At 44.4% G+C, this 12888-nt stretch carries 12 protein-coding genes; 7 read left to right on the plus strand and 5 right to left on the minus strand.

The window, feature by feature from the left end:
- Window positions 1-18 precede the first annotated feature (18 nt).
- From AC0VYA_RS11955 to AC0VYA_RS11980, 6 genes are all read left to right on the plus strand, one after another.
- On the plus strand, window positions 19-597 hold the full coding sequence (locus AC0VYA_RS11955; protein ID WP_011575172.1) for a pseudouridine synthase: 579 nt from the start codon (window positions 19-21) through the stop codon (window positions 595-597).
- Between the two features lie 109 nt (window positions 598-706).
- Window positions 707-1840, plus strand: a complete 1134-nt coding sequence (gene mnmA / locus AC0VYA_RS11960; RefSeq protein WP_475491067.1) for a tRNA 2-thiouridine(34) synthase MnmA — start codon at window positions 707-709, stop codon at window positions 1838-1840.
- Entirely contained in the window at window positions 1840-2499 is a 660-nt protein-coding gene (gene hflD, locus AC0VYA_RS11965) for a high frequency lysogenization protein HflD (RefSeq protein ID WP_011575174.1), read from the plus strand. The genes mnmA and hflD overlap by 1 nt, the downstream gene beginning before the upstream one ends.
- 13 nt (window positions 2500-2512) lie before the next feature.
- Window positions 2513-3880, plus strand: coding sequence for an adenylosuccinate lyase (purB, locus tag AC0VYA_RS11970; protein WP_011575175.1), 1368 nt, complete (start codon window positions 2513-2515; stop codon window positions 3878-3880).
- A gap of 133 nt (window positions 3881-4013) precedes the next feature.
- The gene (locus AC0VYA_RS11975; RefSeq protein ID WP_475488398.1) at window positions 4014-5237 is read left to right on the plus strand and encodes an adenylate/guanylate cyclase domain-containing protein; all 1224 of its coding nucleotides are present in this window, start codon (window positions 4014-4016) and stop codon (window positions 5235-5237) included.
- Between the two features lie 66 nt (window positions 5238-5303).
- Window positions 5304-6473, plus strand: coding sequence for a cupin domain-containing protein (locus AC0VYA_RS11980; RefSeq protein ID WP_475488399.1), 1170 nt, complete (start codon window positions 5304-5306; stop codon window positions 6471-6473).
- A gap of 133 nt (window positions 6474-6606) precedes the next feature.
- On the opposite strand, the gene AC0VYA_RS11985 is transcribed toward AC0VYA_RS11980, so the two are convergent.
- From AC0VYA_RS11985 to AC0VYA_RS12005, 5 genes are all read right to left on the minus strand, one after another.
- The gene (locus tag AC0VYA_RS11985; protein ID WP_475488400.1) at window positions 6607-7449 is read right to left on the minus strand and encodes a DUF6279 family lipoprotein; all 843 of its coding nucleotides are present in this window, start codon (window positions 7447-7449) and stop codon (window positions 6607-6609) included.
- 105 nt (window positions 7450-7554) lie between these two features.
- Entirely contained in the window at window positions 7555-8373 is an 819-nt protein-coding gene (locus AC0VYA_RS11990; RefSeq protein WP_473480956.1) for a response regulator, read from the minus strand.
- Window positions 8363-9445: a sensor histidine kinase gene (locus AC0VYA_RS11995; RefSeq protein WP_011575180.1), complete on the minus strand. Its 1083-nt coding sequence runs from the start codon at window positions 9443-9445 to the stop codon at window positions 8363-8365. Before AC0VYA_RS11995 ends, AC0VYA_RS11990 begins: the two co-directional genes overlap by 11 nt.
- A gap of 136 nt (window positions 9446-9581) precedes the next feature.
- Entirely contained in the window at window positions 9582-10043 is a 462-nt protein-coding gene (locus AC0VYA_RS12000; protein WP_011575181.1) for an Mpo1 family 2-hydroxy fatty acid dioxygenase, read from the minus strand.
- A 92-nt stretch (window positions 10044-10135) separates the two neighbouring features.
- On the minus strand, window positions 10136-10762 hold the full coding sequence (locus AC0VYA_RS12005) for a PilZ domain-containing protein (protein WP_473481309.1): 627 nt from the start codon (window positions 10760-10762) through the stop codon (window positions 10136-10138).
- 216 nt (window positions 10763-10978) lie between these two features.
- Here AC0VYA_RS12005 and AC0VYA_RS12010 point away from each other — a divergent pair, with 216 nt between their 5' ends.
- Window positions 10979-12829, plus strand: coding sequence for a M61 family metallopeptidase (locus tag AC0VYA_RS12010; RefSeq protein WP_475488401.1), 1851 nt, complete (start codon window positions 10979-10981; stop codon window positions 12827-12829).
- Window positions 12830-12888: the final 59 nt, after the last annotated feature.

A 12888-nucleotide genomic window follows, 5' to 3' on the forward strand; every position in this document is an offset into this window, starting at 1 on the left:
CATAATAAGTTACAAGAAATGAACATTGATCAATATAAAAAGCCAAAAACGCCCGCCAGCCGTACAAAAATTGTACTTTTTAATAAACCCTTTAATGTCTTAACCCAATTTACCGATGCCACTGGCAGACAGACCCTGAAGGATTTTATCCCTATTCCTGATATTTATGCATCCGGACGTTTAGATAAAGACAGCGAAGGTCTACTTGTACTCACTAATGACGGTAAACTACAAAGCAAACTTACCGACCCTAAAAAGAAAACGTCAAAAACCTATTGGGTTCAAGTGGAAGGGATCCCACAAGAACGACAGTTACAAGCGTTGCGTGACGGAGTAGAACTGAAAGATGGTTTAACTCGCCCTGCTAAGGTTGAATCAATGCCTGAACCCGCCTTATGGCCTCGCACACCGCCAGTGCGTTTTCGGCAGTCCATTCCTACCAGTTGGCTATCTATCACCATTAGCGAAGGTAAAAACCGCCAAGTTAGACGCATGACTGCCCATATCGGCTTCCCTACCCTTAGACTAGTTCGCTATCGAATCGGAAATTGGACGTTAGACGGCATCGATACCGGTCAATATGTGGAACTCGATTAGCATCACCCGTACAACATAATGTCACATATTATGCTTACAATGCAGATGATCTATGCGCGGTTATTTGCTAGAATTCGCCACCATTTTTACTGAGACTTTACTATTTATCATGCCTTATATTCATTCTCTTAGTGCTACCGAGTTAGCCAGTAATAGCCAGAAAAAGGTTATTGTTGGTATGTCAGGTGGTGTCGATTCTTCTGTTTCAGCCTATATCTTGCTGCAGCAAGGCTATCAAGTTGAAGGCCTTTTCATGAAGAATTGGGAAGAAGACGACAATGATGAATATTGCGCAGCGGCTGACGATCTAAAAGACGCTCAAGCAGTTGCAGATAAGCTCGGCATAGTATTGCATCAAATTAACTTTGCGGCAGAGTACTGGGACAACGTGTTTGAATATTTCCTTGAGGAATACAAATCAGGACGCACGCCGAACCCAGATATCATGTGCAACAAAGAAATTAAGTTCAAAGCGTTTCTTGAATTCGCCGCAGAAGAACTTGAAGCCGATTACATCGCGACTGGACATTATGTGCGCCGCCGTGAAGTGGATGGCCATTGGCAAATGCTTCGCGGTATGGATGATAACAAAGACCAAAGCTACTTTTTGTATACCTTAGGCGAACAGCATGTTGGTCAGACGTTATTCCCAATTGGTGATATAGAAAAACCACAAGTACGCGAAATTGCTCAAGAACAAGAGCTTATCACCCACGATAAAAAAGACAGCACCGGCATTTGCTTTATTGGTGAGCGTAAGTTCACTGATTTTCTATCCCAGTACCTCCCTGCGCAGCCCGGCGTTATCGAAACGCCAGAAGGCCAAGAAATTGGCCAGCATCAGGGGCTGATGTATCACACCTTGGGTCAACGCAAAGGCCTAATGATAGGTGGTATGAAAGAGTTCGGTGACGATCCATGGTACGTGGTTGACAAAGACATGGCACGTAACGTTTTGATTGTTGGACAAGGTGCAGACCACCCTCGCCTTTACTCCAACGGTTTAATCGCCAATCAATTGCACTGGGTCGACCGAACGGGACCTGCCTCGCCAATGAAATGCAGTGTTAAGACACGTTATCGCCAGGAAGACATTGCCTGCACACTAACACCAGAATCTGACGGCAACGTGCGGGTTATGTTCGATGAGCCACAAAAAGCAGTGACTCCTGGGCAATCGGCCGTGTTTTACTTAAATGAAGTCTGCTTAGGTGGCGGGATAATAGAGAGCTATATTCGTTAATGCAAAACTCGAACAAGAAGAATTTAAACACCAGCGAAATAGAAAGAAGTCTGGCATTAGCAGGTGTATGCCAAGCGGCAGCATTAGTTAAACAAGTGTCTAAGCATGGAACGTGCGACGAGCAGGCATTCAAAGCGAGCATTGAAAGCATCATCATCACCGAACCAGATAATACTGAACAGGTGTATGGCCAAATCGGCAATTTAAAAATCGGATTTGACATGCTGCGTGCGCAACTAGGGAATAGCGCGACCCCAAAAGACACAGAAATTACTCGCTATATCGCTAATTTGCTGAGTATTGAGCGCAAGTTAGCCCGCTCAGCTAAGCGGATGAATGAATTGGGCGACAGAATTAATCATATAAAACGCCAACAACTTCACTTAGATTTGTTTGAAGGGCAAATGCTGTCTAATTTGGCCAGTATATACAGTGATGTTGTTAGCCCTGTTACCGCGAAAATTCAAGTATCTGGCGACCCAGAGCTGCTCAAGCAAAGTGATAATCAACATAAGGTGCGAGCTCTGTTATTAGCAGGTCTGCGCTCCGCTGTATTGTGGCGACAGCTCGGCGGTAAACGCCGACAAGTATTATTCAACCGGCAGCGCATTTTAGAGTGCGCTGAACAAGCATTAGCGCAAATTAACCAATCACGTTAGGAGCACACATTTCATGCAGTTATCCGCATTAACCGCCGTATCCCCCATTGACGGGCGTTACGCTGAAAAAACAGCAGAGTTACGCAGTATATTCAGTGAGTTCGGTTTACTAAAGTATCGGGTACAAGTTGAAGTTCGCTGGTTACAAAAGTTAGCGTCAACTGCATCTATCGAGCAAGTACCAGCCTTTAGCGCAGAGGCAAATACATTACTCGATAACATAGTGGCCACGTTTGATGAAAGCCACGCAGGGCGTATCAAAGAAATTGAGCGCACCACGAACCATGATGTTAAAGCGGTTGAATACTTTCTAAAAGAACAAGTAGCGGATAACGCAGAGCTGAATGCAGTAAATGAATTCATTCACTTTGCGTGTACCTCAGAAGACATCAACAATATGTCACACGCACTGATGCTTAAAGAAGCGCGCGATAGCATTATCTTGCCCTACAGTGACAAATTAATTAGCGAGCTTAAACGCCTTGCCAAGGAATATCAGAATATTCCGATGATGGCACGTACCCACGGTCAACCCGCTTCACCCACTACTATGGGCAAAGAAATGGCCAACGTTGCGTATCGTCTAGAGCGCCAGCGTAACCAAATTGCCAATGTCGCGGTGCTCGGTAAAGTAAACGGCGCCGTAGGTAACTATAACGCGCATTTATCCGCGTACCCTAGTCTTGATTGGGCGCAGTTTGCAGAAGAGTTCGTGGCTAGCTTAGGCGTGACATTGAACCCTTTCACCACGCAAATTGAACCCCATGATTATATCGCTGAATTATTCGATGCCATTGCACGTTTCAACACCATATTGATTGATTTTAACCGTGATGTTTGGGGTTATATTGCATTAGGTCACTTTAAGCAAAGAACCATCGCGGGGGAAATTGGCTCTTCCACTATGCCCCATAAAGTGAATCCTATCGATTTTGAAAACTCAGAAGGTAATTTGGGCTTAGCCAACGCTTTGTTTGGTCACTTAGCCACTAAACTTCCTGTATCTCGCTGGCAGCGCGATCTAACTGACTCAACGGTGCTAAGAAACTTAGGTGTTGGTGTGGGTTATGCCATCATTGCCTACCAAGCCACCCTGAAAGGGATCAGCAAGCTACAAGTGAATGAGCAGAGTTTACTGGATGAATTAGACAACAACTGGGAATTACTCGCAGAGCCGATTCAAACCGTTATGCGTCGTTATGGCATTGAAAAGCCATATGAAAAACTCAAAGAATTAACCCGTGGCAAGAAAGTAAATCAGCAAATCATGGCTGAGTTTATCGATGGACTCGAATTGCCAGACGAAGCGAAAACGCAGCTCAAAGCACTGACGCCTTCCAATTACATCGGCCAAGCTGTTGAGCTTGTAAACCAGATTTAAGATGCAGATTATTAGAGGGGAAATCATTCCCCTCTTTCGTGTCTTATCGCACTGCTAGGCCCCCTGAACGCCCAAATTTACACCCCACCTTTTTAGCCTATACTCAATTCCTCATGGTCAAACGGAAGACCCTATGGTCACTCAATTATTGCACGCATGGATTTGGTGTGGCATTCCTCAAAATACAACGGCTGATATTAACCCAACGCGGATAAGCAATATCATCAGCCTAATGGTGATATTTGTACTTTTGTTGCAAGTGCCCATTATTGTTTATTATTGGCACTTCGGTGGCGGATATAAAATAACCTTAGTCGTAAGTCATGGTGCGCTTTTTTGTCTCGTTCCCCTTCTGAATCGTACGGGCTTGCAACGCGAGGCAAAATTCATCTTGGTTGGTCTATTTATCAGCTACATCGCGTGGTCAAGTGTTATCTGGCAAGCTAATGTGAACGTACATTACTATTTACTGTTGGGCGTGTTCATTTGCCCTTTTATCTTTAACGCCCAAACTATCGCCATGTGGATATGTATCGAGTCTCACGTCGTTGTTTTTCTTTTGATTGATGGATATTACATTTGGCAGGTTAACCCGCAATATTTATCTGAATACCATCAGGTCGCCAGTTTTTCCAGTGCCGTTTTTCTTGCCTTATCCTGCACCTTAGCCAGTATGCATGTTGGACGAAATATGACGCGAACTCAGCAAAAGCTTTTCATGGCCAATCAACGCTCAGAGGCACTACTGCTTAATATTTTGCCGCGCCCCATCGCCCAGCGCTTAAAAACCGTACAAGGTAAAATCGCTGACCAATATGATCACGTTTCAATATGCTTTCTCGATCTCGAAAATTTCAGCTTGCTCGTAAAAACGCTTAAGGCCCAAGCGTTGGTCGACTTACTCGACGACGTTTTTAGTCAATTCGATCGATTAAGTGAACATTATGGATTGGAAAAAATAAAGACCATTGGCGATGGCTACATGGCAGCAGCTGGTGTGCCTGACATCAACAACGCCCATGCGGTGCAATGTTGCGCTTATGCGTTAGCGGTAAAAGACGCCTTTAGCGCACTACAACATAAATATCACTTAACCACTGGGCTACGTATTGGTATTGGCTCAGGGGAAGTCGTAGCAGGCGTTATTGGTCGCAGCAAATTCTGTTACGATTTGTGGGGTGAAGCTGTTACCCTAGCGGCCAGAATGGAAAGCCACGGTCGAACCGACCAGATTCAAGTGACCCAGTCTACCTACGAAATGGCCAAGCATAAATATTGTTTCGAGCCACGAGGTGAAGTCAAGATCAAAGGATTGGGGCAAATTAAAACCTATTGGCTGCTTGGGGAAATTGAATAATCCCTTTTCCATTCATCCTATTTTCAGCGCACTGTAACGTTATAAGGCACAAGGGTTTTCCACACGATGTACGTATTTGATAACTTTGATCCAACACTATTTTTAGACTCTCACTGGCAAAAACGCCCAGTCGTGTTTAAAGGGGCATTTTCGCAATTTGTAGACCCTCTTGATGAAAATGAGCTCGCGGGCTTAGCCCAAGACCCAAGGATAGATTCGCGAATAGTGTCATCTGAAAATGCCAACTGGCACGTTCAACACGGGCCAATCAGTGACTTCGAACATGCCTGCCAAGGTAGCTGGAGTCTGTTAGTACAAAGTGTTGATCAACATGTTGATGAAGCTGATGCCCTTATTCGCATGTTCAATTTTATCCCCTATTGGCGCTTAGACGATCTGATGGTGAGCTTTTCCAATACCGGGGCCGGCGTAGGTCCTCATTTGGACCAATACGATGTATTTATTATTCAAGGTAAAGGCAGCAGGCGCTGGCAAGCGGGTAAACGAGGCGAGTATTCAACTTACCACCCCCATCCAGATCTCAGTCAAATACAGGGGTTTACCCCCATCATAGATGAGGTACTGCATTCGGGAGATATGCTATATATACCGGCAGGTTGCCCGCATAATGGTGTCGCATTAGAAGACTGCATGAATTATTCAGTAGGCTTTCGCGCCCCAACACAACAAGATTTACTCTCATCACTAGCGGATTACAGTATTGATTTAGGCTTATTTAAAAAACGCTACCAAGACAAAGGATTAACCCCAAGATCTGATCCCAGTGAATTAGCCGAAGAGGAAATCCGCAGTTTTCGAAACATGCTGCATGACGCTATCGACTCACCTGATTTCACGCGTTGGCTGACTTCTCACTTCAGTGATACTCAACTAAATCAGGGTTACGATGAGCAACACAACCCAGATTATTCTTTACAAGAGATACTAGTATTATTCCAGCAGCAAACAGTGTTTGAGCGTCAACCTGGCATACGCCCTATTTACTTAGCGCAATCGGAAGAGAACACATCATTGGAGTTCTTTATTGAAGGCCAAGCATTTTTTGCTCCACCGGAGCATGCTCAAGCAGTGCGAGCATTTCTTCAGTCGCCTTCGTGGCAATTTGATTTGCACAGTGATAAAGGCACCGCTGTCACGATCAATCACTTTTGGGTACAGCTTATCAGCGAATTGGTTAACGCTGGCGCCTGGTTACCTCAAGAAGAAATGTTTTAGCGCTCAAGTATCTCAGTAGCGCTGAACAGTAAAATAACTACGCGCCATTGCAGTGCACGCTATAGTATTACTCTCGGTGTTTCTGTGCTCGGTCACTTTCAATACTCGGTAACTTTGCGCACGGCAACGGCTATCAATCTTCTTGCAAGTCGCTTATGTCCTCAATTAAATCTTCGATTTCATTGAGGGCCTTTTTCTTTTGTTTTGGGCTTAGCGATTGGCCTAATGCCTCAAGCATCGAAGCGTACACTTGATTGTTATGGGCTGATATAGCCATCAGTTCGTCACTTTGGTATTGCTCTGGGTGGGACAAAAGCGCTAAAAAGCGCGACGTAAAGTCTTCTTCATGGCGCGAGTTGAGTAACATATCGTAGGCAGCCTGCTGGATACGTTGACGATAATCCATCCATAAATCAAAGCTACTTTTAAAGTCATCAGCGTAATTCACCACTATCTCTTTTTGTGCTTTGCTTAGCTTTCCTATGAACTCTTTAACGTTATCCTGAGTATCTTCAGTGTTCTTTTCTAATCGTTCGTCAAATGTGCGATCCGCGCGTTTTTCAATGCGCTCTTCATTTTGCTTCTGTATTTGGGCAAACAAATCGTTGACTTGTTCATCGGTTAATTTTGGGGCTAAATTAACCAGTTCAGGACTAACATGATCTCTAAAGCGTACCCAATGCTGTTTGCCTTCTTCAAAATGATTCAACCACTGGGCCTTGCTAACATGCCCCGCAGAAACCTGTTGATAAACCTTTTGTAGGTGGGCTTTATACTCGCTAAGTTCGTCTTGACGATGCCAGTGCATCCATTGTTCAACGTGGTTATCTAAAAGTGATTTCTGACTTTTATCCAGCTCAACATAGTCGTCTATGTACCAATACATCAGCCAATCTATATTGTTATAAGCGAACTTTGAGCTACACCCTGTAAGTAGCATACCAAGGGTAAAAACGACTAAAATTAATTTATTCATGTCTGTCTCAATCACGCAGGTGAACTAATACCCGAATATAACCATTTAGCCACTCGAAGTCGTGACAATTTCGCCTACTCACTCTACTCTGATTGTTACTAAATATTAGCTATTAATCATATTCTTAACGTTATCTCTGTGGCTTCGGCTGACCTTTAACTCGGTACCATTGGATAAAATCAAGTGGTATTCGCCACTGATATGACTGACGAGTTTTTGCACATATTTGATATTCACTATCGCTGAGCGATGCACTCTTACGAATATGCGCGGATCCAACTCTTCTTCTAACTCTTTCATGGTACGGCGCATAATATGTGTTTGCTCTAGCGCATGTACACACATGTAATCGCCAGCGGCATCTATCCATTGAATTTCAGCGACGGCGACACGCGTTACTTCTGTGCCATCTTTAATCGCTAACACATCACCGTATTGCGTGGTATTGAGCGCTTCACCACTGGCTAATCGGCGTAAAATATCCTCGCAATCGTCCCCAGTAAAATCAGCCACTACTTTGGCCAGCGTTTGCTTATGATCTGACTCACTGTGCAACATCACGTGACTGATGACTTTATCTACCGCTGCACGCAAACGTTTCTCATCAACGGGTTTGAGCACATAATCTAGCGCATGCGCATCAAATGCCTTTATTGCATATGTGTCATAAGCGGTCACAAAGATAATCATGGGTACAGGCTGGTTAAGCTCACGCAACTTGTTGATCACTTGAAAGCCGTTTAAGCCTGGCATTTGAATATCGAGGAAAATGAGGTCTGGGCGTAACTGCGGAATGAGGGTCACCGCTTCAAGTCCGTTTTTACACTGGGCAACGAGATTAATTTCTTCGAACTGACCCAAGCGCATCGCTAAGCCTTTGCGTGCTAGAGGCTCGTCGTCGATAACAATAGTGTTAATTTTCATGCACTGCTTCTTGTGTCTCAAATGGGATACGAATAAACACTTTTATACCAGAAGGCTGGCTATTAGAAATACTAAAAGAGAAATCATTTTTGTATAACGAGTCCAAACGCTCTTGAATATTTTGCAGACCCACGCCATTTTCGCGATACATTTGGCCTTCTTCAATGTCCGCCCCTGGCCCATTATCGGTCACTTCTAGCATCAGATCTCGGCCAAATACTTTAGCTGAAATCGCAATACAGCCACCCTCTTCTAATTTTGAAATAGCATATTTAATTGAGTTTTCGATTAATGGCTGCAAAATCAAGCTAGGCACTAATGCTTCATTTGCACTGGGTTGAATGTCCCAAATAACAGTCAAACGGTCTTCAAAGCGCACTTTTTCGATGGCTAAATAAAGGGTTAATGCCTCAATTTCTTGGCGCAATGGCACTTTTTTTATAGGGTCTTTATCTAGGGAATAGCGCAAAAAGTCGCTGAGGCGAGTTACCATAGACTCAGCGGTTTTGTTGTCTTTCATTAAAATCAGTGTCGAAATGGCGTTTAAGGTATTAAACAAAAAATGCGGATTAAGCTGGTAACGTAACATCTTGATGTGTGCTTGATGCGCCATGGTGGATGCTCTGAGGCTATTTTGTTTTTCTTTAAGCAACATTTGGTAGTTTTTAATACCAAAATAGAGCCCAGTCCAGCAGCCAATCATGATTAAGGAATTCACCGTATTGGTAAAATACATGTACCATTCTTCAGGACGATATCCCTTTTTATATATTTCCCAATAGTTGATGTTTTTCACTAATGCCCACATTAGCGCAATCGTATACACGCTAACGAACACCACCATCAACATTTTCAACGGGCTGAGCTTCATAGCGCGGGCGTAAATGTAACGCAAAGGAATGGTCAATAACCAACCCGCATAGGCATTTAAGATAATCACGAACAGCCAAATACTGCGCATATCGTGCAGGAATGAACCTATATAATAAATTACCGCGAAACCACACCACCCAAGCGTGTGTAACGTCCAAAACATTCGTTCACGGGTGTCAAATAACGCCTGCCACTTCATTTAAGAAACACCATTAGAATCCAATCAAATCACGATTATACGGGAAAGAAGAAGCAAGTGCTGACGGTTGGGCGTGCGCCCTTCCCCGTTTATCGCATCTTGAGAGCTATTATGGCTTAAAACGGGGATGAGGTGTTTAGTACGCGATATTCATGCGTTTAAGCCAATGTACCCACCACCAAGCAGGCCCTACGAGTAAAAACTGTACATCCTTGAAAAAGGACGGGCTTTTACCTTCGATTTTGTGACCTACAAACTGCAGGATCCACATCACCACAAAGATAGCCAAACAGACAATCCATACTTCGTATATTGAGCTTTCAATCAGCATAATCCCGTATAAAGACACGACGCTCAATAGGGTCATAGCGGCCCCAATTGGGCCTGATAATCGAAAGTAGTACACCAACATTGGAATGACCGCAATGTGCGCCCACGTCACATCGAAGTGCATCAACAATTCAGGGCGAGGAATAGACCACAGTAGCCCCAGCGTAACAAAGTAAATTGCCGGCACGGCAATCGCATGAATTAAGATATTGAGCTTATTGGTATGGCTGTGACCATACTCGTTCAACAGAATTTCTATACGGCGCATGTACACTCTCGCTCTATTTTTAACAATAATTTAACAGTTGGTTTGAGGATACCGAAAACCTAATGTCTCGTCTATCCGCCTTTTTGCTAAGGCTATTCGGTATTGATTAACAGTTGGCTCAGCAGCTTGGCCACGTCATTTTCATCATCGCAAAATTGGATCCCGAAATAATGCCGAGTATCATCCTCTTTCTTATTTCGCACATGACCGGACAAACTGATGTCATCCCCCTCTGAATTTGGTATCAGTAACTCAAGTTCCTGATCCACAGTTGGCTTTACCCCTTTTGCGTCGCGCCCAATACTGATCATACAACCCTGATTCGAAATATCGCGCACCAAACAAGGTACAATGTGGCTGCGCTCTTGGCTATCAATTAACAACGCAGCGATGCGCGTTTGGGCTCGCTGTTCAGCGCGTAAACCGTGACTTTGAATACTTTCAGGGAATGAGGTAAATACCAACTTAGATGGCCGGGTGATCACTATGATTATTTTGACTTTGAATGCGACTATCTCTCCCGTTTCATCTTCTAAAATGCAGCGCACAATCATAGTATTATTCATGTAAATTGCGCCACCAAGACCTGCCCACTTGTTCTCATCAGGGAATCGGAAGATCAGATTTCGGCTCCCATCTATGCCCACGAATTCCGTTTTTACTCGTCTTTTTAATGTTGGCGAGTGAATTTGCAAGTCTACAATCATGCCCGGTCGCATCGATCGCAGCTTAAATAAATCATCACTTGATAGCCCGCTATTGTGTGGCAAAGGTCAAATATCCTGTAGTATCAAAAACAAAGTAAACTGTACTTTGTCCATTTAACGTAAAATTTACTTTAATATAAAGTGTTTTCGTAAAGATTCATCCTCAAATTGAATTTATTCAATGCGAATCGACTTCAGTCATCTCCATGTTTTTTAAGGTTTTAGTTCATGCTTCAACATTCTGCTGATATCCACTACACCCTCAACGTTTCTTCTCTTGCCGGGCATGTGCTAGACGTCTCATTACAGATTAATATGCCCTCAAGTGATGGTCATGAACTGACGTTACCCGCTTGGATACCCGGCAGTTACATGATCAGAGATTTCGCGAAAAATATCGTTGAAATATCCGCTCAAGACGCCCAAGGTCAGGCATTATCGATACATAAACTAGATAAACAAACTTGGAAGCTGCCAGCAAACTCTGGCCCAATAACGGTAAATTACAGTGTTTACGCGTTTGATTTATCGGTACGCAGTGCTTACGTATTTGACGATTTTGCCTTTTTTAACGGCACAAGTACTTTTTTAGCGATCAAAGAGCACCGTGAAGCACCTGTGCTAGTGACCCTAATCAGGCCTGAACAGGCCCAATGTCAGCATTGGCGCGTGGCAACTACCTTGCCCCTTGCTAAAGCCACCGAGCATCACGATTTCGGGGACTACTGCGCTGACAATTACAACGACTTGATAGACCATCCCATTTTAATGGGAAATTACGATATCGTGCCTTTTGACGTTGTTACCCCAGTAGCCAGCACCTCTTCACAACAAAGCGCTGAACATACCTGTCACTTTGAGTTAATTCTGGCCGGCGGACATCGCAGCGATACCCAGCGCATGGCTGCAGACTTGCGTAAACTCTGCGCCCATCATTTCGCCTTATTCGGCGATACGCCGCCCGTTGAGCGCTATCTGTTTATCACCATGCTAACAGGCAAAGATTTTGGCGGCCTTGAGCATATGTCTTCTACAGCACTGCTTTACAGCAGAGATGATTTGCCCAGTACCGCCCAAGCAGATCACATGCCTGATGGTTATCGGACTTTTTTGAGTTTATGCAGCCACGAATTTCTGCATACTTGGCATGTAAAACGTACCAAACCCGCTGCGCTGCAGGCCAGCACCCTCAGTCATGAAGCGTATACTCCCCAACTATGGATTTACGAAGGCTTCACCAGTTACTACGACGATTTAAGCCTTACCCGCAGTCATGTGACGAACAATGAAAGCTATTTAGAAGTATTAGGCCAAACGCTTACGCGTTTAGAGCGAAATGCGGGTCGCTTTAAACAAACCGTTACAGCCTCAAGCTTTGACGCCTGGACCAAGTTCTATCAACAAGATGCTAGCGCCATCAACAACATTGTCAGTTATTATGTCAAAGGGGCTGTTATCGCGCTGTGTCTTGATTTGCACATACGCGCGGCAAGTCAACACACTAAAAGCTTAGACGATGTCATGCGTTACTTATGGCAGCACCATGGCAAAATGGATATAGGCACGCCGGATGACATTATTCAACATATCGTACTCAACGAAATGGGTTTACCACTCGCTGCGTTTCTGCAAGATGCATTGCACACAATCAAAGAGCTCCCGGTCAGCGACCTATTGCATGACGTTGGGGTGACATTGCACAAGCGCCCACGTATTGATGCCAGCGATGCGGGTGGAAAGCCTGCTCCTCGGGTCCAAAGGACTCAATTTGGCGCAGCCTTTAAAGCTGCAGATACCGGGGTATTAGTGACCCAAGTTAGCGAAAATACGCCAGCCTATAACGCTGGACTACAAGTGGGCGATCAGCTGATCAGTTTTGATGACTGGCAAGTGTCCGCTGCAAACTTACTGACAATTTATAATCAATATGCTGCCAAAAGTAACGTGACGGTAACGGCTCTGCGCCACCAACGGCTTAAACAACTTGACCTCACCGTAGAAAGTGCCTCGCTAGACACGATTTACTTGACCATATCGGATGTGCAAAAGTTGAAAAACTGGCTGCCTGTAAGCAAATAAACGCTTCCCTCATGGTGATGCTCCCCGTAAAGAGAACAGCAAAATCACCAAGAGGGGTA

This window comes from Paraglaciecola sp. QJM3NY_14, assembly GCF_056173245.1.